The organism is Bythopirellula superficialaquae (genome assembly GCF_059632245.1).
Genome location: NZ_CP197426.1, coordinates 1,261,334 through 1,282,459, shown reverse-complemented (window position 1 = coordinate 1,282,459; position 21,126 = coordinate 1,261,334). Strand labels below are relative to the sequence as shown.

Sequence of the window (21,126 nt, the reverse complement as noted above, 5' to 3'; positions counted from 1 at the left end):
GTGCGACTTGTTAAGTCGCGGCTACGACCGTGTTCGACTTCTGGCCGCTCGGCATGCCGCTAACAAATTCGCCAGATGCTTGGGCTGTTTGAGCCCTGCCTGTGCGTGGGTGAGCTCTTCGGAAAGCTTGCGAGCTTCGCTCACGACTTCGGCGCCGACTTCGGCGGGCTCGAGATTGGCAAGAATCTGAGTTGCTTTGGCAACCCCGGCCCAATCTTCGGCGGTCGTGGCATGAAAGAGTTGCTCGATGACGTCCAACTGGCCATCGACAATTTGTTCGACGCGGCGGCAATCGCGCGCCAACCGCGCGTGGATGCGCGCAAGACTCGGCAACGAGGGATAGTCGGTCGTGTCCATGGCAGGAACGCGCTACGCTAGGCCGCGACGCGCGAGGCTTGGTGAGCACCAACGTGCATTTTGCGAATCACTTGGGGAATCAACCGCTCGGTCGCCTGACGCACGATGTCGGCCATCGATGCGAATTCGACATTGGTCGATTTGGCAATCGCAAGGCGCGTTTCGTGCATTACGATTTGCGTGGCTCGCGCCCGCACGTAGCCACGTGCTTCGGCGAGGCTCATCCCCACCATGCGACCATCCACCAATTGACAGACTTCGGCCAAGCTTTGCTCGGCGATCTGGCGGATCAGTGGCTCGACGTTGGAATGGGTGTGTCCAAGTAACAAACTGATGATTTTCTTGATCAAGGTAAGCTCCTTCGGCCTTGAGTGGGCTCACCGAGCAGTGCCGCGGCAGCCTATCCCTGTGAACCGGTATCTATTGAATCGAGTCCTAGGTGCTGGCAACTGCAAAAGATCGGCGCCGCTTAGCGGGCTCGCCGTATCAGCCAAAGTACTCACATATTACCTGGCTTACTCAACCGAAAAAATAGCCGCACTTGACCGAAACCCCTTGATTGCTTAACTTTGCACGAACAGCAGCAAATTCGGATTAACCGCTCAAGATTAGTGGCTGACCCGTCCGAAAATACGTTGCGAAGCGTTCAGGAAATCTGTCCTGAACCACGAATTAGGCGCCGTGGCCAAGTGGCTAAGGCATCGGATTGCAAATCCGACATCGTGAGTTCGACTCTCACCGGCGCCTCATGCTAAGGAGAGCTGCTTGCATTATCCTATGTGATGCAAGCAGCTCTTTTTTTGTACTTATCTTGTTTTTTTTGTCCTTATCTCGGCCCGCCCAGAATTAGCCATGCCGTTTATCCACGACGACTTCTTGCTCCGCACCAAAACCGCCCAACGGCTCTACCACGAGTTTGCCGCGGACGAACCGATTCTCGATTACCACACCCACCTCCCCCCGGCGGAGATGGCCTCCAACAGCCGCTTTGGCGACCTTGCGAAGGTCTGGCTGGGGGGCGATCACTACAAGTGGCGGGCCATGCGGGCGAACGGCGTCTCTGAACGATTCTGCACCGGCGATGCCGCGCCTTACGAAAAATTCCTGGCCTGGGCGCGCACCGTGCCCCAAACACTGCGCAATCCGCTCTACCATTGGACCCACTTGGAACTGAAACGGTATTTCGACATCGACGAACTGCTCGACGAAAAAAGCGCCCCGCGGATTTGGGAACAAGCCAACGCGCTGCTCAACACCGATGAACTGACCCCCAAGGGGATCTTTCAGAAGTTCAAGGTTCGCGCTGTTTGCACGACCGACGATCCGACCGACGATCTCGCATATCACAGACAGATCGCGGGCAGTGATCTTGGCACGGGGGTCTATCCGACGTTCCGTCCCGATCGGGTGTTGGAAATTGATCTGACTGAGCAGTTCAACACGTGGGTTGATAAGCTCGCCGCCGTGAGCAACATGGCAATTAGCAAATTTGCTGACTTGCTCGCCGCGCTCAAGCAACGGCACGATTTCTTTCACGAGCAGGGCTGCCGGCTTTCCGATCACGGCATCAACAATTGCTACGCCGATTTCTGCGACGAAAAAACCGCGGCGGCGATCTTCGACAAAGCTCGCGCGGGCCATTTGGTGTCACCCGAGGAACAACGCCAGTTTGCCACGCACTTAATGGTTTACGTGGGTCAGCTCAATTCCGAGAAGCACTGGACGATGCAACTGCATTTGGGTGCGCTACGCAATGCGAATTCGCGACTACTGAAGCAACTCGGCCGCGACGTCGGTTGCGATTCAATCGGCGATTCGCCACAGGCCACGGCATTGGCGAAGTTCCTCGATCGTTTAGAACAAGAAAACGCCTTGCCGAAAACAATTGTGTACAATCTCAACCCAGCGGATAATTACGTGATTGCCACGATGATCGGCAATTTCCAAGACGGCGAAATCGCCGGCAAAATCCAAATGGGTTCCGGCTGGTGGTTCCTCGATCAATGGGAAGGGATGCAGTGGCAGATGAACGCCCTGTCGTCGCAAGGACTGCTCGCACGGTTCATCGGCATGCTGACCGATTCGCGATCGTTTCTGTCGTATCCCCGGCACGAGTATTTCCGCAGATGTTTATGCGACTTGCTGGGAACCGACGTCGAGAACGGTGCGATCCCCGACGATGATTCACTGTTGGGTCCAATGGTTCGCAATATCTGTTACCACAACGCCAAGGAATATTTAGGTTTGGCGGTTTAACTTTCTGGAGTACAAAGCGTGAGTGTTCCTGCTATCTTTGACCAGCTTGAAACCACCGGCGTGCTCGCCGTGTTGATTATTGATCATGCCGCGGACGCCGTGCCTGTTGCGGAAGCGCTACTCGCCGGGGGCGTCAACGCGATGGAGCTCACGCTTCGTACCGATGCGGCCATTGATGCGCTCAAGGAGATTCGCAAATCCGTGCCGGAGATGATCGTCGGTATCGGCACGATCCTGATGCCCGAGCAGGTGCGGCAAGTGGTGGCTGAAGGGGCTGCGTTCGGCGTGTCGCCGGGGCTCAATCCTGCGGTCGTTGAAGCGGCGATCAAGGCAGAGTTGCCCTTTGCACCGGGTATCGCCACGCCGTCCGACGTGGAAATGTCGCTCACTTGCGGTTGCCGTCGACTGAAATTCTTCCCCGCCGAAGCGCTTGGTGGTTTGAATTACTTGCGAGCGATGTCGCCGCCGTACAATCATTTGGGCGTCAAATACATTCCGCTGGGGGGTGTTGGTCCCAAGAACTTGGCGGAATACACGGCCGAACCCTTGGTCGCGGCCGTGGGCGGTTCGTGGCTGGCTGCTCGCGACAAGATCGCGGCCAAAGATTGGCAAGCCATCGAACAGAATGCTCGCGAAGCCCGCACGATCATCGACACGGCGCGTGTGAGCTAATCGTTGGGGATCGTCTTGTTGGGCATCGACTCGTTGGGCAGCTTGGCCGCCGCGGGCATGGGATCGATCTTCGTGCCGCGCAGTTTGAACTCGTCAAAATTGCCGTGGTCATCGAATGTGCCTAGCCCCACCCTGCCCCAGGTAAATCGTTTGTCGTTGGCGGTCATCAGCGGCGTTTCTAGATCGTCAAAGTAAACTTCCATACTGCCAGTCTCGACATTGCGGCGGACTTCGACTTGATGCCACTCACGGCCCCACGGCGTGCCGGTGGACTGCTTGTCGGTGATCATCTTGCGGTCGGCACCATCGACGACAAATATCTGACAGGAATGCGGATCGGGCTTCGCGCCGAGATGGACGTAATAGAAATGCGAGGGATCTTGATAGCCCCAGAAGATGCACAAATCGCGGTGATCGCCCGCTTCGTAGTTGGTGTTTTGTACGCGCACGGAGAGCTCAAAGTCCCCCACGATAGGTTCCTTCAAGAGTGCAATGTTCCAAGGACTACGATAGGGCGGTTCGTACTTGCTACCACCCATCGCGCGGGCAAATGTTTCTCCGACGTCTTTGAGCTTGATCGACTGGATCGTCCACGTCGGCTCCGCACCCGGGGGATCTGACGTCTGCCAACGCGCGAGATCCCCGTCAAAGGATTCTTCCACCAAAAGTGGAAGCTCCTCGGCGGACACAACACTCGCGAACAACACAATAAGCAAACAGAGCAACAGCGCACGGCATCGCATAAGATTCCCTCGAATTGGTGTGCGAGAAGAACCTTATTTAACGCCACGCGAACGTGCCGTGCAACCCGTTAGAGGACGATCCACAGCACACTGCCGGCGATCAGCAGAAAACCGAGCGCCACGACGGAGACCAGAACCCCAGCCACGCTAAAGCTGGCAGTCAGGTCGTCCTTGACGAGATTTTCCTGTTCGCTTGTTTGAAAGCTGCGAAACCAAACGGGATGGCTTTCCACGGAATGCCAGCTACGCAGACTATCAAGCGGAGAACGTGAAGCAGTTGCCATACACAGACCCTTCAAACGTGAGTTCATTCTTGGGGAGCGTTGACCATCGCCGAAACGAGGTCCAAGCTCGTAATAATTCCGATGGGTTTCCCCTGACGATCCACCACGATCAAGCGATGAATGTGTTCGTGGCACATGATGTTTCCAGCGTCGACAATGGACCGATGCTCGCGAATCGTTTGCACGTGGGGCGACATGTGCGCTCGCACCGATTCGTTGTCGAGTTCCTCGGCGCGCAACAATCCCGAACAATCGATGTTGGTCACCACATGCGTCACGCAGTTGCAGCCCACTTCGTATTTCGATTGCACGAAATCGCTGGCACTTAGCACGCCTACACAACGACCGTAGTCATCGACGACTGGTGCTCCCGTGATGCCATAGTTATGCAGCATCTTGGCAGCCTCAATCATCGAGCAGTCTTCGTGAACGGTGATGACATCCCGAGCCATCACCTGCTCGACGCGCAAATTTGCGAGTTTTTGCATTGCAGTGCTCATGGTTCTCTCCCCATTTACGAAACAGTTACACGCCTTGCTGAGGGCATGCTGACTTAACGCTTGCTAGAAATCGCAAAAGATGGTCCGCTAGCTTCAAGCAGCGAAAATGGCGGGATTTTCAGCAAAATCTAGTTTTCCACAGTGTGAAAACGTGCGGACTCGCACATCCGGCCGAATCAAAATGCACAGGGCGGGGTTCGGTTAACGAACACCGAACATTGCGGTTTACTTCAAAAACTGGACCTATTCCTTGTCGCTCCTTAAGCCTGCAATCCATGTCTCGAATCCAAAGCGATGTCCCCGCGCTTCGCATCAATCTTGTCAACGAAAAATCTGTTCGGACCGATGGCGAGTTCGTGCTGTATTGGATGATTGCCAATCGCCGGGCACATTGGAACTTTTCACTACAACGGGCCGTCGATTGGGCGGCCGAACTCAAGAAGCCACTTGTAGTGCTTGAGGCGTTACGTTGCGATTATCCTTGGGCTAGCGATCGGCTGCATCGCTTTGTCATTCAAGGGATGATTGACAACAGCAAGTCATTTTCAAAGTCGAAGGCGACTTATTATCCGTATCTCGAACGCAAGCCAGGTGACGGCAATGGTCTGCTCGCGGCACTGGCCGCGCGGGCTTGCGTGGTCGTGAGCGATGACTTCCCTTGCTTCTTCCTACCGAAGATGGTGACGGCTGCTAAACGGCATATCCCCGTGCGGTTTGAGATTATCGATTCCAACGGGTTGCTGCCGATGAGAGCCGCGGATCGCACCTTTTTGCGGGCGTTTGATTTTCGCCGCTTCTTACAGAAAACTTTGACGCCTTACTTGGCTGAACTCCCAGAAGAAAATCCGCTGGCCAGTGCTAAGTTTCCTCAACTCGAACAATTACCTCCGGAAATTGTGAAACGTTGGCCTGCCCTTGATGCGGAGCTACTTGGCAAGTTGGCCCAGGATATGAGTTCACTCGCCATCGATCACACGGTCGGCCCTGCCCTGTTTGACGGTGGCGAACAGGCGGCCCACAAGCAAATGCAATTGTTCTTGAAGCAACGGTTGAGCGAATACGCGGATTCGCGAAACCAGCCGCAGCAGGAAGTCGCCAGCGGTTTGTCGCCTTATTTGCACTTCGGGCATCTCTCTGCCCACGAAATCTTCGCCGCGACGATGGCGCATGAAAACTGGAATCCCAACAAGTTGGCTGCTAAGCCGACAGGAAGTTCGAGTGGCTGGTGGGGCGTTGATCGCGCGGCGGAATCTTTTTTAGACGAGTTGATCACGTGGCGCGAAGTGGGCTACAACATGTGCTCGCGCCGGCAGGATTACGCTCGTTACTCCTCGCTTCCTGACTGGGCACAGACGACGCTGGCCGAACATGCTGACGATCCGCGCGAATTCACATACACTCTCGCTGAATTCGCCGAAAGCCGCACACACGATCCTCTGTGGAATGCGGCGCAACGACAATTGGTGACCGAAGGCCGCATGCACAATTATTTGCGTATGCTGTGGGGCAAGAAAATTCTGGAATGGTCCCCTTCGCCACAGGATGCGCTTGCCGTAATGATCGAGCTCAATAACAAATACGCGGTCGATGGCCGCAATCCGAACAGCTATTCCGGCATCTTCTGGGTTTTGGGAAGATACGACCGTGCCTGGGGGCCTGAACGGTCGATCTTCGGCAAGATTCGCTACATGTCGAGCGAGAATACGGCGCGTAAAGTCAAAGTGTCGGAGTACATCGAAAAGTATTCCGACAAACACCAACCCAGCTTGTTTTGATCCATGGCCACGATTGCCACAATTTTGTTATGGAATCTTGCGCTCGTCGCGGGCTTATTTCTTGTGCTGTGGCTGTTCAGCTTAGCACTTCGAGACGCAAGTATCGTCGATCCGTGTTGGGGGATGGGGTTCGTGCTTGTTGCCTGGCATACGTTTCTCATGAGAACGCCACCGGGACCACGCGGTTGGCTCTTGATCGTACTCGTAACCTTGTGGGGAGTGCGTCTTTCGGGATATTTGCTCTGGCGCAACTGGGGGCACGGCGAAGATCGCCGCTATCAAGCCATGCGCGAGAAACATGGCGCTAAGTTCTGGCTGGTGAGCTTGTTCACGGTGTTTCTGCTGCAAGCCGTGCTGTTGTGGTTCATTTCCTGGCCCGTGCAGATGGGGATCGTCTTCGGGCAGCAACTCAGGCTGCTCGACTACGTGGGGGCTGTGCTTTGCCTAACCGGCATCGTCTTTGAAAGCGTCGGCGATTGGCAACTGGCACGTTTCAAAGCGAATTCCAAAAACGCAGGTCGAGTTCTCGATACCGGATTATGGCGTTACACTCGGCATCCTAATTATTTCGGCGACTTCTGCGTCTGGTGGGGGATTTTTCTAATCTCGGCCAGCGGCGGTGCCTGGTGGACCGTTCTCAGCCCGCTGGTGATGAGTTTATTCTTGATGAAGGTCAGCGGCGTCACTCTGCTTGAAAGCACAATCGTCGAACGTCGCCCTGAGTATCGCGACTATATCCAACGAACGAACGCCTTCTTCCCGGGACCACCAAAGCACTAAACTTATACTGCTGGTATTGCTGCGTGCTCGAACAAATAGTGCGATACGAACCATTCCTCGCCGCCATGATAGCCGAATAACTCGGCGCACGACATGAAGAACATCCGCCATCGCTGCAAGCGCACGGCGGCCAGACCGGGATCCACACCACCGCCGAATAATTCCAACAACCCATCGCGATGCGAATCGAGATTCGCCAGCCAAGCCTCAGCCGTGCGGGCGTAATGCTGCCCATTCACGGGCCATTGCCGTGTCACTTGGAGATTCTCGCAATACTCATGGAACAGATCCGCCGAAGGCATGATTCCACCCGTGAAAAAGTGGCGGGCCATCCAATCGCCAGAGCCCCGGTCCTCGAAAGCATAAGGCGTTTCGCGGTGGCAAAAAACATGGACAAACAGTCTGCCGTTGTCCGCAAGCCAACCAGCAACTCGCCGCAGCAGTTCGGCATGATTGCGGACATGCTCAAACATTTCGACTGAAACGATGCGATCGAATCGTCGTGAAGTTTGGAAATCAGCAATGTTGGCCGTGATGACTTCCAGATTGGTGAACTCCGCTTCGCGAGCTCGCAACTCAATAAACTGCCGCTGCGTGGCCGAGTTGGAAACCGCCACGATTTTGGTCATGGGATACTTCTCCGCCATCCACAGGGCCAGTGACCCCCACCCGCAACCAAGTTCCAAAATCTCCATGCCGTCGGCAATCTCTGCGCGCTCACAGGTGAGTTCGAGCATCGCTTCTTCGGCGGCTGCCAAATCGGCACAACCAGTTTCCCATAATGCACAACTGTATTTCATCCGCGGCCCGAGCACCTGACAGAAAAACTCCGTGGGGACTTCATAGTGCTGTTCGTTAGCTTCTGTTTCCGCCAAGAGGAGCGGACCTCGCCGCATGAGTTCTGCGAATTGGGACGTACTTTCCGCGTGCTGCTCAATTCCCTGCAATCGGCTGGCGAGCAGTCGACGTATGCCCATCCGTATCGCTCTGTCGGGCAGCCATTCTTTCTCGGCGAGATCAATTAAGACATTGGCGGCCATCGCTAAACTCCCGGTTTGACGTACAACATTTGCTTGAGACCAATCAACTGCTCACGAAAGCCAGCTTCGCAATAGCAAAAATAGTATTGCCAGGTACGAATGAGCCGTTCACTCATCCCCAACTGGCGAATCACGTCGAGATTCTGATGAAAGTTTTCACGCCACAACTCAAGAGTTCTTGCGTAGTCAGTAGCAAAGTCATCTAGCCGCGTGAGCAACAGCGAAGTTCGCCCAGTCGCCTCGGTCATCGCGCCCAGTGAAGGCAAGCAGCCTCCCGGAAAGATATATCGCTGTATAAAGTCGACCGATGTACGGTACTTCTCGTAACGCTGGTCGGGAATTGTAATTGCTTGCAGGGCGAACTTCCCCCCTGGCCGCAAAAGTTGATCGCACTTGCCAAAAAACGTGGGGAGAAACTCATGCCCCACGGCCTCTATCATTTCGATTGAGACGATCTTGTCGTACTCTCCCGTGAGATTGCGATAATCGCGTTGCAGTAGCTCAACACGATGCTGCAAACCATGTTCAAGTATTTTCTGTTGGGCATAATCGTGTTGGGCTTGCGAAATCGTGGTCGTGGTCACGCGACAGCCATATTCACGTGCTGCATAGCAAGCAAACCCACCCCAGCCCGTGCCGATCTCCAGCAAATGATCGTGAGGCTTGAGTTCAAGCAACTGGCATAACCGCTCGTACTTGGCATGGGTCGCCTCGGCCAACGTCGTGTGTGAGTCCTCGAACAATCCCGAGGAGTAAGTCATCGTGGGGTCGAGAAACGTGGCAAAGAAATCGTTACTGAGGTCATAGTGAGCGGCAATGTTTTGCTTGCTGCCGGCCACGGTATTTGAAGCAAAGGCGTGACGCCATTTCGCCAAGAATTTTGTCAGCCGTACCAAGCCCAAATCAAACCTGCTCAATACGGACGTGTTACGAGCAATGAGTTGCAACAAAGTTACCAAGTTATCCGTATCCCAATCGCCACGGATATAAGCATCAGCCGCTCCGAGAGTACCTCCTATAACCACATCGCGATAGAAATGTGGGTTGTGCACGCGAAGTTGAACGGAATTGCTGGCCAAATCGCCAAAGCAAAATGGCTGCCCACTATCGATTAAAACCATCTGTCCATGCCGTAGGTGGCCCAATCGCTTCCACAGCGCAGCACGGCACCATCGCTCGATGGTCGACGGAGCTTGCAAGGAGTACTCGGAATGATCACTCAGACCAGCGGAGTGCCGCCGTGGGTGGCACTCAGTTTTTTCGGATGGGAATAAAACGGACATGCTTTCCACCAAAGTTTAAGGGCTTGCCAATAAATGGCGGTCACGACTCGTGCCGTCGCGACCGGATATTTCGCCAGCGAGTACGCCAACGTCTTATCCGTCAAAGGTTGACGTTCGAGCGCCATACTGGCCGTAAAGAACTTTCCGCCACCTTGCTGCAAGGAAATCTGCACACCAAGTGATTCGCCCGGCAGTGAGCAATCCCAGGCGTATTCGAGTTCCATGGGCATGAAGGGCGAGACATGAAAATCTTTTGCGTGGACAAATTGCAACGAATTATTGGGCTTAACCCGCAGGACGTAGCGATGCTTCTCCAACCAGGGTGTATTGGAAACCTCGGCCACGATGGAAGTAAGTCGCTCGCCATCGACATCAAAGCAGTAATACAAGTTCAGCGGACTGAAATAGAGGCCCCACGTTCGCAACATCGTGAGCAGGCGAATTGGCCCGGCCGGTCGTATCCCCATGGTTCGCTCCACCGTGTCGCGAATTTCAGCTTCGAGCGAACTTGTCTCATTAAAGTGATGGTCGGCCTCACGAAACACCAATGGACGCCAGCGGCTTCCCAACAGTTTCACACTGCGCAGCAGTTCCGGCAGCTCCGCGAGATCCAGATAAGCCATCGTCACCGGGTAGCGGAACGTATGGTTTATCGGGCGACTGCGGGCGTGAGCGACCGTGCCGTGATACAAGGCGCTGTGCATGCTTCGAGCCCTAGGCCAAACTTTTCGGTGACGGCCAGTGCACTGGCCACGCCGTCTTCGTGAAAACCGTGCCGCCAATAAGCGCCGCAAAAATAAGTGCGGCGCTGTCCGTTAATCTCGCTCCACCGAGTTTGTGCGACAATCGCGTCGGCGGAAAATACAGGATGTTGATACGAAAACTGTTTTAATACGTGTCGTGAATCGATTTCTCGTGGGGGATTGAGCGTTACCAACAGACGACGCGGTGATTCAATTCGCTGCAAACGTGTAAGATCGTACGTCACACAAACCTGCGTATTGTTAGCAGAAACCCGGTAATTCCAACTCGCCCAAGCGGCCTTGCGTTGTGGTAGCCAACTTTCATCTGTGTGTAGAATAGCTTCGTTGGGTTGATAGGGAAAAGCCGAAAGCAGAGTAAGTTCGGCGTCGTTGGCATCGCTCAGCAATCGCAGCGACTTGTCGGCATGAGTCGCCAGAACCACCATGTCAAACATTCGAGACGGTTTCTCGAAAAACTCAAGCAACACGCCATGGGGATGCCGAGTAACTTGTTTCACGGGAGATCCAAGATGCACGCGGTTTCCCAAAGCGTACGTTAACGCCTCGACATACTTACGCGAACCACCTGGAACCGTCAGCCACTTTGGCCTGTTTTTGAGTTGCAAGAGCCCATGATTCTCCATGAATTGAAATAGGAACCTTGCAGGAAAATCGAGGACCTGCTTGGCGGGACACGACCAAATCGCGGCCGTCATGGGTAGCAAATAGTGATCGCGCAGTTCAGCACAGAAACGCATTCGCGTTAAAAACTCGCCCAGCGTAAGCCGCTGTCCGGGAGCGATTAGATAAGCCTTTGCCAAACGATTGAATCGCACGATCTCCAGCAGCATCCGGAAAAACATTGGCCGCAGCAGATTCTTGCGCTGAGCAAACAAGCCGCCGAGCGAACTACCCTGATACTCCAGCCCCGTTCGTTCACAGGAAACGCTGAAGCTCATGTCGCTGGGTTGGGCTTCGATTTCCAGCAACTCGAGCATCCGCGTGAAAAGTGGATAGGTGCGATCATTGAAAACCATAAAGCCGGTGTCGACCGCGAAGTGACGTCCATCAATTTCAACATCGACGGTGTTGGCATGACCGCCCGCGGTCTCTTCTGCTTCAAAGAGTTGCACATCATGACGCGTCGCCAACAAGCGCGCAGCAACAAGGCCGCTCACTCCGCTTCCAATCACAGCGATTTTCATCAATAACTCCCTGGCCGACGCTCTAAAGCGAATGAGCAAAGTGGTTCAAGGAGTTGCGATTGGGGGCTACGGTGAATATCTGTTGCAGTACCTGTGTGCGAAAAGCAAAAATCTTCAATAGATCACGCTTGACAAACAGTGTGTGAATCAAAGCCCCACCGATAAAGGAGTAATTCACCTCATCCCGACAGATCGTGCCGTCTCCATCGTCTGCAAACGTGTGCACGTGATGCCAATGTCGGTAAGGCCCGTGAAGCTGCTCGTCCGCAAACTTATATGGCGGATCCCACACGCTGATACGCGATTTCCAACGCATAGGAATACCATGAACGCGTAACTTATAATCGATCAGCGTTCCTAATTGCATCTTGATCGGCGTAGGCGTCAACACCGAAAACTTCAGCCAGCTGGGCGTCAGCCGCTCGAGCTGGGTCGCGTCGGAAAAGAACTCAAACACTTGGTCCCGCGGCGCTGGCAATCGTACTTCGCAGGTCAGTCGGTAGCCACCCGATGAGGGTGTGATTTTTAAATTCATGGGTAATTCGTCCACGACCGGTAGCAGGTAATCACAGGCCTTGAAGCGATTTTTTAAGGATTTCTTGAGATCAAACGCTATACCGCAAGGCTGATAGCGGATTAACACATGCCAGCACCATCATCTCAGGATTTTTTCGTGCCGATAGAGATTCATGGAACGCTACGCCCTGAGTGTCCCGTTCCCATGCTTTTCAAGCTCTTTTCCCCGTCCGGTACTCGCTTACCTTGGCGACAAACCGGTGAATTGTCGTCTCATGAAGCTTCTCCCTCCAATCGCCGCGATTTTGCTGGTCACGACAGTAGGTGACGATGGCAAAGGAGGCCAGCCGGGCCCAGCTTCTATACGTCAATTCCCTGGAAATCGTTTGGACCGTCATGCCTTGATGGAAGGCCTGCTCACGTCCACGGATTGAAATTGACCACCCCCCGTTTTGCGGCGACAATATTAATATGAAGCTCGTTCTGACACTTGTGCTGACCGCCGTGATGGCCGCCCATGCCGGGCTAGGTTGTTGCGCGCACCATGAGCATGTTGGGCAGGAAGCCGTCGCCGTTTGCCATGATCACGCTTGCCATGGCCACCCTGCCGAAACGGATTCGGATTCCGATCAATCGACGGATCCTGAAAGTTGCGACGAAGAATCTTGCGTCTTTGTCTCTCAGGAGAACAGCTCCTGTGTTGCCTTGGATTGTTTGGCAACAGTGACGGCATTGGTTGCAGTCGTTGATCACTACTCGAATCAACTCTCCGTTGTAAACCGCGCTGTGGAAACCGACGTTCTCCATCCCGCGGGCCCTTCATTGCATCTCTGGCAATGCGTGTTGGTGATTTAGCGCGCCCATCTCTCAGCTAGCTTTGCTGCCGCGCTCGTTCTTGACTGATATTTTCGCGCGGCAATCTCATTATTCCTTGCGCTGTGAGTTTGTTATGAACCGCGTTGTTGCTTTCTTGGTTGTCGTTGTCATGTTCGCCGTGCTGGGTCTTGGGTACGCCGTAGGATGGCACAAAAAATTCTTTCCCGGTGAGCCCGTTGACCCACTTGTCGCTTATCAGCAGAGTATCGCCGAAGATGACCACGCTGGCGAAACGGCAGAAGAACATGCCGCACACTCCCATGATGAGGAGGACGAACACGACCATGCCAATGAAACGGCAGAGGAGCACGCGGCTCATGAGGACGACCATGACCACGAGCATGAGGAGCCACACGACCACCTCGATTTGAGCACCGAAGCCCAGGGCAACATCGGCCTGAAAATCGCCCCACTGGAAACCAAGCCGTATCAACGAACGATCTCCGTACCGGCCGTGGTCGTGGAGCGCCCAGGAATTTCCCGCGTCGAAGTGAGTGCCCCGCTGACGGGCATCGTCACCAAAGTTTTTCACTCGGCCGGTGAGAGCATCGGCCCGCTGCAACCTTTGTTCGAGATGCGTTTAACGCACGAAGAGCTGGTTTCCACGCAGCGGGAATATCTTGTCACGCTCGAAGAACTCGACGTCGTCGAGCGCGAAATCAAACGGCTTGAAATCGTCACAGCCACGGGTGCCATCGCTGGCAAATCGCTCCTCGAACGGCAATACGAACAGCAAAAATTGAACGCTGCCTTGAAAGCACTCCGCGAAGCCTTGCTGCTCCATGGCCTGAGCGAAGGTCTGGTCGATTCGATCAGCCAGGAACGCAAACTGGTTCAACAAATCACGGTCAATGTCCCCGATGCCCCATTGCCAAATCCGCTGCACGGCGTGCGATGCTGCTTTAACATTCAAAAAGTCGAGGTGAACATCGGCAAGCATGTCACCGCTGGCGACACGATGGCGATTCTCACCGACTACACAAAACTGTACATCGAAGGCCGTGCCTTTCAGCGCGACGCCGCGGCGATTGAAAATGCGGCCGCGAAAGAATGGCCCGTGACGGCCCAATTGGATGCCGGCAACAAGTCGGCCGACAAACCGCAGGAATTGTCGATTGTCTACGTCGCGAACGAAGTCGACGTCGAGTCACGTGCGTTGCAGTTCTATGTCGAGTTGCCCAACGAGTTAATGGCCACCCATGAAAAACCGGATGGCCGACTTTATTCTCAATGGAAATACCGACCTGGTATGCGTGGTGAACTCTTTGTTCCCGCCGAGCAATGGACCGAACAGTTGGTCGTTCCCGTCGGTGCCATTGTCGAGGACGGAGCCGAGTCATTTATTTTTCTCGTGCATGGCAAGCACTACGATCGCACGCCGGTGCGCGTGCTTCAACAAGATCAGCGTTTCGCGGTCATCGAAGCCGACAACCGCGTGAAGCCGGGAGAAGAGTGCGTTGTGGAAGGTGCCTATCAAATGCACTTGGCGATGAAAAACAAGAGCGGAGGAGCGGTCGATCCCCACGCGGGACACAATCATTAACGAATGACGACGCCGTAGAATTCTGCCACGAATCACCCGCTTCAAAACTTCGCCATGCTCTACTCGATCATTCGCTTTTCGCTTCGCAATCGCCTCTTAGTTTTGGCGTTTTCGATTTTCATCACGGGTTACGGCGGTTGGCAACTCACACAATTGCCAATCGACGTGTTTCCGGATCTCGACCGGCCGCGCGTGACGGTGATCACGGAAGTCCCCGGCATGGCGCCTGAGGAGGTGGAATCGCTCATCACGATCCCCCTGGAGTCAGTGCTTAATGGAGCCACCGGCGTTCAGGCGGTGCGCAGTAGTTCCGACGCGGGATTAAGCATCGTCTATGTTGAATTCAATTGGGGTACCGACATCTATATCGGCCGGCAAGTAGTAGCGGAAAAGCTGGCATTGGTTGCCGACCGACTTCCGGAAGGTGTGAGACCGCAGCTTGCACCGATTTCTTCGCTCATGGGCCAGGTGTTGATTCTCGGCATGTGGAGTGAAACCGGCGCGACGTCGCCACTGGAACTCCGCACGCTCGCGGACTGGACCGTTCGCCAACGGCTGCTCACCGTTCCCGGCGTAGCCCAGGTGATCACGATGGGAGGTGGACGCAAGCAGTTTCAGGTGCTGATCGATCCGCAATTGCTCGTGCGTAACGGCGTGACCTTGCACGAAATCGAACAGGCCCTTACCGAAAGCAATACAAACGTCACGGGAGGTTATCTCGACGACCAAGGTCCGCAGGAATTGCTGGTTCGTTCGTTGGGGCGAATCAGTTCCATCGAAGATCTCGAAAAACTCGTGGTCAAACCTCGAGCTGATCGCCCTCTGCTTTTAGGAGAAGTCGCCACGATTGTCGAAGGCCCGCAGCCCAAGCGCGGTGATAGCTCGGCATATTTGCGCGAAGCCGACGGCAAGTTCAATGGCGGGCCGGCCGTGGTCATCACGATCGCCAAGCAACCCGAAGCGGACACGCGCAAACTCACGACCCAGATTTTGCAGGCGATACGCGATCTGCGTCACTCGCTTCCCAAAGACGTAAAAATTTCCGCCGATTTTTACCAACAAAAGCAGTTTATTGATTTGGCCGTCGCAAACGTCATCGAGGCCTTGCGGGACGGTGGTATTTTGGTGGTGATCATTCTGTTCTTGTTTTTGATGAACTTTCGCACCACGATGATCACGCTCACGGCGATCCCACTGTCGATAGTCGTAACGGGTTTGATCTTCCGCTGGCTAGGTCTAAGCATCAACACCATGACTTTGGGGGGGTTGGCGGTCGCCATCGGTGAACTCGTGGACGACTCCATCGTCGACGTGGAGAATATCTACCGGCGACTCAAAGAAAATCGCGTCGCCGGCAATCCAAAATCCGCGCTCTTGGTGGTCTACGAAGCAAGTTCTGAAGTTCGCAATTCCATCGTCTACAGCACGATTCTTATTGTGCTTGTGTTCTTACCATTATTTGCCTTGAGCGGTATGGAAGGCCGACTGTTCACACCGCTGGGCATTGCTTACGTCGTGTCGATCCTGGCATCGCTCGTGGTCTCCTTGACGCTTACCCCGGTGCTGTCGTATTGGCTCCTCCCAAGCATGAAGTCGATGGCCCACGACGTCGATGGTTGGTTGGTCCGCGTTCTCAAAAGCATTGCTGCCGCGGCTATTCGGTTTTCACTGGCTGTTCCTAAACTGGTGCTGATCCTCACGGCGGGAGTCGTACTCTTCTCAGTTTTCGTGTTAACAAAACTCGAAAGCGATTTTCTCCCTCCGTTCAACGAAGGATCCGTCCAAGTCAACGTGCTGCTCCCGCCAGGGGCTTCACTGCGAAGTTCGAAAACTGCTTCCGATGCGGCCATTAAACGGCTGCAAAACATTCCAGAAGTCACGAGTATCGTCTGCAAGGTCGGCCGCGCGGAACTCGACGAACACGTCATGGGAGCCAACGTCTCGGAGCTAATCTTGTCGCTCGATCCCGAGTCAAATCGTTCGCGGGAGGCCATTTTGGAAGACATTCGCGGGGCGCTCGACGGCGTGCCCGGAATAATTAGTTCCGTCGAACAACCAATTGCCCATTTGATTTCGCACATGCTCTCAGGCATCAAGGCCCAAATCGGCATCAAAATCTATGGCGAAGACTTAACCACGCTGCGCGAGATTGCCCAGCGGATGCAGAATTTGATCTCCGATATCCCCGGCATTCGCGATCTCATGATCGAACAGCAGAGCGAAATCCCGCAACTTCGCATCGAACTTGATCGCGATAAACTCGCACTATCGGGACTGACCCCCTATGCCGTCAACGAATTCATCGAAACCGCCATGAACGGCAAGGTAGTCTCGGAAATTCTCTCTGGCGTGCGAACATTCGATCTCGTCGTGAAGCTTGATGAGCCTGTCCGTGAAGACCTCGATGCTTTGCGGCGACTGGCGATCGAACTTCCCAGCGGCGGGAGCGTGCCATTGGATTCCATTGCCAAAGTCTACCGTTCGGGAGGGCCCAATACGATCAATCGCGAAGGGGGCCAACGGCGGATTGTGATTCAATGCAACGTGGCGGGCCGTGGCGTGGTCGACGTTGTCGATGACATTCGCCAAAAAGTTTGGCCCTTACGCGCGCAGTTGCCGGAAGGCTACTTTATTGAGTTCGGTGGTCAATTTGAAAGCCAACAATCGGCCCAGCGCGTCATTGGTGTGTTGTTCGTCATTTCGTTGATCGGTATGTTTCTCACACTGTACACATTATTCGGCTCGGCGAACTTCTCGTGGCAAGTTATGGCGGCTTTGCCAACCGCATTGGTGGGGGCAGTCGCCGCGCTCGTGTTCACGGGACAAACACTCACCGTCGCGGCCATGGTGGGCTTTATTTCCTTATGCGGCATCGCATCGCGCAACGGCATCTTGTTGCTCACGCACTACGTGCACTTAGTGCAGCAGGAAGGCGAAACGTGGTCCAAGGAGATGATCATTCGCGCGGGGAAGGAACGCTTGGCCCCCGTTTTGATGACGGCTCTCACGTCGGGCATCGGCTTGATTCCACTCGCCATGGCCGCTGGCGAACCGGGTAAAGAAATTCTCTATCCGATCGCCACGGTAGTCATTGGTGGACTTATCACCAGCACGTTGCTCGAATTTTTCGTGCGGCCAGCGTTATTTTGGACGACCGGAATTCCTGCGGGTGAACGCATCATTAAGGCCAGCACCGAGGATTCGCTGGAAACAATCTAGCGAACTTGCGATGGACATTGCGTTTGGTATCTTGGTGGAATCACAACATTCATCGCGAGGCGGATATGCAACCACGAAGTGTCTTATTATCCCTGCTGTGTCTTTTGCTACTTGTGGCACTTCCATGTCAGGCCGCGGAGGAATGGGTTGAGCTGTTCAATGGCGAAGACCTGACTGGTTGGAAAAATCCTTTCGAATGGGGGAAGGCGGACGTTGTCGACCGTGAGATTCATCTCATGGGCGATCAGAAATTTTTCCTTGTCAGCGAGAAAGACTTTGGCGATTTCGTGCTCGAAGGCGAAGTGAAACTTCCCTCCGGCCCAGCGAACTCGGGATTCATGTTTCGCTGTCACGTCGAGCCAAACCGCGTTTACGGTTATCAGGCAGAGGTCGATGGTTCCGACCGGCGCTGGTCAGGTGGCATCTACGATGAAGGCCGACGCGAGTGGCTCTGGCCAAGCCTCACGGGCCGTACGAAAGATGAAAAGTTTCTGAAGCACGAGAAAGAATCGCACGAATTTTTCAAAAAACCCGAAATCGCCGGCGCCCTCAACCGCGACGATTGGAATCGCTATCGGATCACCTGCCAGGGAGATTCGCTCAAAGTTGAAGTCAACGACGTGCTGATCAGCGACTTCCACGACGACCTCGACGCCCGCGGCCCGGTTGGTATCCAGCATCATGGCGAAAAAGATGCCGTCTACAAGTTTCGGAACTTGCGTGTCCGCGAACTTTAATTAACTCTGCATCGCGGTGGCCAAACGCTCTTGGATTTCCTCGCGACCATACGCGGGAGCCTGACAGGTAAAGCCTTCGCAAATGTAGAGGGTTGGTTCATCCGGAGAGATTTGTTTGCCTTCAAGCAAACCTGTGAGTGCAGGTAAGGAATCGCCCGCAAACGCGAGTACTTTGTTCGGCAGAAATTGTTGCTGAAGCTCAGCGAGAACATCACGAGCTTCTGGCCCTTGGTCGCTGGCAAACACCAACTCATAGGTTGGGCCCAACAGAAAGTCGACCGCTTGCAGCATTTGGGCGGCTGCCGAGGGGTAACGCTGCATAATTTCAGCGCTGGCCTGCATCGTTTTTTCTCCCGCGGTCAAATAACGCTCTTTGCCCGTCAGTTTCGCGAGCTTCACGAGCGCAAGCGCCGCCATGGCATTGCCGCTGGGTACGGCATTGTCAGCGAATTCCTTGTTGCGGACGAGTAAGGCTTCCTGATCGTCGGCTGTGTAGAAGAAGCCCCCCTGCCCTGCATCGGAAAACCGCGCGAGGACGACTTCCATATCCGCAATCGTCTGGGACAAATATTTCGCTTCTCCGGTTGCTTCGTACAGAGTAATTAAGCCACAAGCGAGATAGGAGTAATCATCCAAGAAACCATCGTATTTTGCCGCACCGTTTCGCCAAGTGTGCATCAAGCGTCCGTCTTTTCGCCGCAATTTCTCGTCAATGAACACCACGGCCTGACGCGCCGCATCGAGATAACGACTTTCTCCAAGCACCACTCCTGCCACCGCCAGGGCTTCGATCATCAACCCGTTCCAAGCCGTGATCACTTTGTCGTCTTTATGAGGATGAATTCGCTGCTCGCGTGCATTGAACAATTTCTGGCGACTCTCGGCTAACTCCTGACGTAATGACTCTTCCTCGCGACCAAGTTGCTGAGCTTGTTGGGCAATTGTCTTCGGCAAGTTGAGAATGTTCGCCTCTTCAAAGTTGCCATGCTCGGTGACGTCATAGACTTTGGCAAAAGTCTCCGCTTTGGCTTGGCCCAGCACTTCAACCAATTGCTCGGGTGTCCAAACGTAAAACTTCCCTTCGACCCCTTCGCTGTCGGCATCTTCAGTGCTGTAAAATCCGCCGGCAGGGTTGGTCATGTCACGCAGCACATAATCGAGCGTCTCGCGAATCACGCGGGCATACTCTTGGTTGGCGGTGATTTGAAATGCTTCGACATACGCAATCGCCAGCAGCCCGTTGTCGTAAAGCATCTTCTCGAAGTGCGGTACAAGCCACCGGGCATCGACGGAATAGCGGGCAAACCCGCCACCCAGATGGTCGTAGATCCCCCCAGCCGCCATGCGATCGAGCGTGCCGGTCACCATGTCGAGCGCGAACTGATCTTTATGCCGATGCCAATAACGCATCAACAGCCGCAACGACATCGGTGCGGGGAACTTTGGTGCGCCGCCAAATCCACCGTAAGTACGATCGTAGGTTTGTCGAAAATGGCTCACCGCGTTGCGAACTAAGGCCGCTGACAATTCGCCCGGTGCTTTGCCTTGTTGCGAAACCTGTGCAAGTTCCTCGGTAAGCCGCTCGGAAGTTTCCAGAACCCCTTCGCGATTTTCGGTCCATGCCTTGGCCACCGCGGTAATCACTTGATCGAAACCAGGCATGCCGTGCCGCGGCTCCGGCGGCCAATAAGTGCCCCCATAAAATGGCTTTAAGTCGGGCGTGAGAAACACGCTCATCGGCCAGCCACCCCGCCCCGTCAAAACCTGCACGGCGTTCATATAAATCTGATCGAGATCAGGCCGTTCCTCGCGGTCGACCTTGATGCAGACAAAGTGCTTATTGAGAACTTCGGCAATCGCCGCGCTCTCGAAGCTCTCGTGCTCCATGACGTGGCACCAGTGGCACGCCGAGTAGCCAATCGAGAGGAAAATCGGCAAATCCTCGCTGCGGGACCGTTCCAAGGCTTCCGCGCCCCAGGGATACCAGTCCACTGGGTTATTCTGGTGCTGAAGCAGATAGGGACTAGTTTCGTCGGCAAGTCGATTGGGCATGGAAAACTTTCAGGACAAAAATCGCGAGTCGGCTTACAGTAGCCATTGGAATTCCAGTATCAGAGTAGCAAATTGAGAGCCCATCGCGGAACCGCCAATTTTACCCCAATTCTCCAATGTCAAGCCGAAAGAGACTATCTGGGCTGGAGTTCACACAAACTTTGCTGGGGTGAATTCCCAGGACAAGAATGGCTATTAACAATTCCCTTGCCGGATTTTCACGATTTCATCACAATAGCGCCCCAGTAACCGAGGATGTGTTACGTCGCTCGTGCGAGTTGCGATTAATCCAATCGATCTTGCTGAGGGGAGTTGTGTCATGGATCGCGCGAAATGGTCCGAGTTGGAATCGGATGAAAGCCGTACACCCGACGACGGCGCTCAAGGCCGCAGAAAATGGAAAAAGCGCAGAGGCTTTACTCGCAAGAGTCACAAAGCTTCGCGTCCCACGACTTACATGGGCCAACGCAGCAATAGCCACCCGCGTTCGGGAATGTAGTCGCTGGCCAACGTGCCACAACATGACGTTGTGCGACTAAGCGGCT

Annotated in this window: 21 protein-coding genes and 1 tRNA gene; 11 read left to right on the top strand and 11 right to left on the bottom strand. The window is 54.5% G+C overall.

Annotated features, from left to right (window positions below; all coding sequences use genetic code 11):
• Positions 1 to 21 precede the first annotated feature (21 nt).
• A complete protein-coding gene (locus SH678x_RS05345) occupies positions 22 to 357 on the bottom strand; it encodes a hypothetical protein (protein WP_496921852.1) in 336 nt (111 codons plus the stop codon).
• 17 nt (positions 358 to 374) lie between these two features.
• Entirely contained in the window at positions 375 to 707 is a 333-nt protein-coding gene (locus SH678x_RS05340) for a hypothetical protein (protein ID WP_496921851.1), read from the bottom strand.
• A gap of 325 nt (positions 708 to 1,032) precedes the next feature.
• Between SH678x_RS05340 and SH678x_RS05335 the strand changes: the two genes are divergently transcribed.
• From SH678x_RS05335 to SH678x_RS05325, 3 genes are all read left to right on the top strand, one after another.
• Positions 1,033 to 1,104 (top strand) — tRNA-Cys (locus tag SH678x_RS05335).
• 105 nt (positions 1,105 to 1,209) lie between these two features.
• Positions 1,210 to 2,613, top strand: coding sequence for a glucuronate isomerase (gene uxaC / locus SH678x_RS05330; RefSeq protein ID WP_496921850.1), 1,404 nt, complete (start codon positions 1,210 to 1,212; stop codon positions 2,611 to 2,613).
• Positions 2,614 to 2,631: 18 nt separating this feature from the next.
• Positions 2,632 to 3,285 carry a bifunctional 4-hydroxy-2-oxoglutarate aldolase/2-dehydro-3-deoxy-phosphogluconate aldolase gene (locus SH678x_RS05325; protein ID WP_496921849.1) on the top strand — a complete coding sequence of 218 codons (654 nt, stop codon included), beginning with the start codon at positions 2,632 to 2,634 and terminating at the stop codon, positions 3,283 to 3,285.
• Here SH678x_RS05325 and SH678x_RS05320 read toward each other — a convergent pair.
• The 3 genes from SH678x_RS05320 to SH678x_RS05310 all read right to left on the bottom strand — a co-directional run bounded on the left by SH678x_RS05320 (position 3,282) and on the right by SH678x_RS05310 (position 4,812).
• Positions 3,282 to 4,028: a hypothetical protein gene (locus tag SH678x_RS05320; RefSeq protein WP_496921848.1), complete on the bottom strand. Its 747-nt coding sequence runs from the start codon at positions 4,026 to 4,028 to the stop codon at positions 3,282 to 3,284. The genes SH678x_RS05325 and SH678x_RS05320 overlap by 4 nt on opposite strands.
• Positions 4,029 to 4,096: 68 nt before the next feature.
• Positions 4,097 to 4,312: a hypothetical protein gene (locus tag SH678x_RS05315; protein ID WP_496921847.1), complete on the bottom strand. Its 216-nt coding sequence runs from the start codon at positions 4,310 to 4,312 to the stop codon at positions 4,097 to 4,099.
• Between the two features lie 23 nt (positions 4,313 to 4,335).
• The gene (locus SH678x_RS05310) at positions 4,336 to 4,812 is read right to left on the bottom strand and encodes a CBS domain-containing protein (RefSeq protein ID WP_496921846.1); all 477 of its coding nucleotides are present in this window, start codon (positions 4,810 to 4,812) and stop codon (positions 4,336 to 4,338) included.
• 275 nt (positions 4,813 to 5,087) lie between these two features.
• Here SH678x_RS05310 and SH678x_RS05305 point away from each other — a divergent pair, with 275 nt between their 5' ends.
• Positions 5,088 to 6,587, top strand: a complete 1,500-nt coding sequence (locus tag SH678x_RS05305; protein WP_496921845.1) for a cryptochrome/DNA photolyase family protein — start codon at positions 5,088 to 5,090, stop codon at positions 6,585 to 6,587.
• A gap of 3 nt (positions 6,588 to 6,590) precedes the next feature.
• Entirely contained in the window at positions 6,591 to 7,367 is a 777-nt protein-coding gene (locus SH678x_RS05300) for a DUF1295 domain-containing protein (RefSeq protein WP_496921844.1), read from the top strand.
• Between the two features lie 2 nt (positions 7,368 to 7,369).
• On the opposite strand, the gene SH678x_RS05295 is transcribed toward SH678x_RS05300, so the two are convergent.
• The 5 genes from SH678x_RS05295 to SH678x_RS05275 all read right to left on the bottom strand — a co-directional run bounded on the left by SH678x_RS05295 (position 7,370) and on the right by SH678x_RS05275 (position 12,173).
• Positions 7,370 to 8,407, bottom strand: a complete 1,038-nt coding sequence (locus tag SH678x_RS05295) for an SAM-dependent methyltransferase (protein ID WP_496921843.1) — start codon at positions 8,405 to 8,407, stop codon at positions 7,370 to 7,372.
• 2 nt (positions 8,408 to 8,409) lie between these two features.
• A complete protein-coding gene (locus SH678x_RS05290) occupies positions 8,410 to 9,528 on the bottom strand; it encodes a class I SAM-dependent methyltransferase (RefSeq protein WP_496921842.1) in 1,119 nt (372 codons plus the stop codon).
• 98 nt (positions 9,529 to 9,626) lie between these two features.
• Complete coding sequence (locus tag SH678x_RS05285) at positions 9,627 to 10,394, bottom strand: DUF1365 domain-containing protein (RefSeq protein ID WP_496921841.1); 768 nt, start codon at positions 10,392 to 10,394, stop codon at positions 9,627 to 9,629.
• Positions 10,340 to 11,638: an NAD(P)/FAD-dependent oxidoreductase gene (locus SH678x_RS05280; RefSeq protein ID WP_496921840.1), complete on the bottom strand. Its 1,299-nt coding sequence runs from the start codon at positions 11,636 to 11,638 to the stop codon at positions 10,340 to 10,342. The genes SH678x_RS05285 and SH678x_RS05280 overlap by 55 nt, the downstream gene beginning before the upstream one ends.
• 22 nt (positions 11,639 to 11,660) lie before the next feature.
• Entirely contained in the window at positions 11,661 to 12,173 is a 513-nt protein-coding gene (locus tag SH678x_RS05275) for an SRPBCC family protein (protein WP_496921839.1), read from the bottom strand.
• A gap of 256 nt (positions 12,174 to 12,429) precedes the next feature.
• On the opposite strand from SH678x_RS05275, the gene SH678x_RS05270 reads away from it, so the two are divergent.
• The 5 genes from SH678x_RS05270 (at position 12,430) to SH678x_RS05250 (ending at position 18,529) form a co-directional block, all read left to right on the top strand.
• Positions 12,430 to 12,588, top strand: coding sequence for a hypothetical protein (locus SH678x_RS05270; protein WP_496921838.1), 159 nt, complete (start codon positions 12,430 to 12,432; stop codon positions 12,586 to 12,588).
• Positions 12,589 to 12,625: 37 nt separating this feature from the next.
• Positions 12,626 to 13,009 (top strand): hypothetical protein, encoded by a 384-nt coding sequence (locus SH678x_RS05265; protein WP_496921837.1) that lies wholly within the window; start codon positions 12,626 to 12,628, stop codon positions 13,007 to 13,009.
• A 94-nt stretch (positions 13,010 to 13,103) separates the two neighbouring features.
• Positions 13,104 to 14,573 (top strand): efflux RND transporter periplasmic adaptor subunit, encoded by a 1,470-nt coding sequence (locus SH678x_RS05260; RefSeq protein WP_496921836.1) that lies wholly within the window; start codon positions 13,104 to 13,106, stop codon positions 14,571 to 14,573.
• Positions 14,574 to 14,627: 54 nt separating this feature from the next.
• The gene (locus tag SH678x_RS05255) at positions 14,628 to 17,792 is read left to right on the top strand and encodes an efflux RND transporter permease subunit (protein ID WP_496921835.1); all 3,165 of its coding nucleotides are present in this window, start codon (positions 14,628 to 14,630) and stop codon (positions 17,790 to 17,792) included.
• 65 nt (positions 17,793 to 17,857) lie between these two features.
• Positions 17,858 to 18,529 (top strand): 3-keto-disaccharide hydrolase, encoded by a 672-nt coding sequence (locus SH678x_RS05250; protein WP_496921834.1) that lies wholly within the window; start codon positions 17,858 to 17,860, stop codon positions 18,527 to 18,529.
• On the opposite strand, the gene SH678x_RS05245 is transcribed toward SH678x_RS05250, so the two are convergent.
• Complete coding sequence (locus tag SH678x_RS05245; RefSeq protein WP_496921833.1) at positions 18,530 to 20,581, bottom strand: thioredoxin domain-containing protein; 2,052 nt, start codon at positions 20,579 to 20,581, stop codon at positions 18,530 to 18,532.
• Between the two features lie 319 nt (positions 20,582 to 20,900).
• Between SH678x_RS05245 and SH678x_RS05240 the strand changes: the two genes are divergently transcribed.
• Positions 20,901 to 21,080, top strand: a complete 180-nt coding sequence (locus SH678x_RS05240; RefSeq protein WP_496921832.1) for a hypothetical protein — start codon at positions 20,901 to 20,903, stop codon at positions 21,078 to 21,080.
• Positions 21,081 to 21,126: the final 46 nt, after the last annotated feature.

Excerpts from the sequence above, each read along its gene's own strand:
- SH678x_RS05310 (WP_496921846.1), bottom strand. The coding sequence starts at position 4,812 with ATGAGCACTGCAATGCAAAAACTCGCAAATTTGCGCGTCGAGCAGGTG.
- SH678x_RS05260 (WP_496921836.1), top strand. The coding sequence starts at position 13,104 with ATGAACCGCGTTGTTGCTTTCTTGGTTGTCGTTGTCATGTTCGCCGTG.
- SH678x_RS05285 (WP_496921841.1), bottom strand. The coding sequence starts at position 10,394 with ATGCACAGCGCCTTGTATCACGGCACGGTCGCTCACGCCCGCAGTCGC.
- uxaC (WP_496921850.1), top strand. The coding sequence starts at position 1,210 with ATGCCGTTTATCCACGACGACTTCTTGCTCCGCACCAAAACCGCCCAA.
- SH678x_RS05270 (WP_496921838.1), top strand. The coding sequence starts at position 12,430 with ATGAAGCTTCTCCCTCCAATCGCCGCGATTTTGCTGGTCACGACAGTA.
- SH678x_RS05255 (WP_496921835.1), top strand. The coding sequence starts at position 14,628 with ATGCTCTACTCGATCATTCGCTTTTCGCTTCGCAATCGCCTCTTAGTT.
- SH678x_RS05320 (WP_496921848.1), bottom strand. The coding sequence starts at position 4,028 with ATGCGATGCCGTGCGCTGTTGCTCTGTTTGCTTATTGTGTTGTTCGCG.
- SH678x_RS05295 (WP_496921843.1), bottom strand. The coding sequence starts at position 8,407 with ATGGCCGCCAATGTCTTAATTGATCTCGCCGAGAAAGAATGGCTGCCC.
- SH678x_RS05265 (WP_496921837.1), top strand. The coding sequence starts at position 12,626 with ATGAAGCTCGTTCTGACACTTGTGCTGACCGCCGTGATGGCCGCCCAT.
- SH678x_RS05345 (WP_496921852.1), bottom strand. The coding sequence starts at position 357 with ATGGACACGACCGACTATCCCTCGTTGCCGAGTCTTGCGCGCATCCAC.
- SH678x_RS05250 (WP_496921834.1), top strand. The coding sequence starts at position 17,858 with ATGCAACCACGAAGTGTCTTATTATCCCTGCTGTGTCTTTTGCTACTT.
- SH678x_RS05315 (WP_496921847.1), bottom strand. The coding sequence starts at position 4,312 with ATGGCAACTGCTTCACGTTCTCCGCTTGATAGTCTGCGTAGCTGGCAT.
- SH678x_RS05245 (WP_496921833.1), bottom strand. The coding sequence starts at position 20,581 with ATGCCCAATCGACTTGCCGACGAAACTAGTCCCTATCTGCTTCAGCAC.
- SH678x_RS05280 (WP_496921840.1), bottom strand. The coding sequence starts at position 11,638 with ATGAAAATCGCTGTGATTGGAAGCGGAGTGAGCGGCCTTGTTGCTGCG.
- SH678x_RS05275 (WP_496921839.1), bottom strand. The coding sequence starts at position 12,173 with ATGAATTTAAAAATCACACCCTCATCGGGTGGCTACCGACTGACCTGC.
- SH678x_RS05240 (WP_496921832.1), top strand. The coding sequence starts at position 20,901 with ATGGATCGCGCGAAATGGTCCGAGTTGGAATCGGATGAAAGCCGTACA.
- SH678x_RS05305 (WP_496921845.1), top strand. The coding sequence starts at position 5,088 with ATGTCTCGAATCCAAAGCGATGTCCCCGCGCTTCGCATCAATCTTGTC.
- SH678x_RS05290 (WP_496921842.1), bottom strand. The coding sequence starts at position 9,528 with ATGGTTTTAATCGATAGTGGGCAGCCATTTTGCTTTGGCGATTTGGCC.
- SH678x_RS05300 (WP_496921844.1), top strand. The coding sequence starts at position 6,591 with ATGGCCACGATTGCCACAATTTTGTTATGGAATCTTGCGCTCGTCGCG.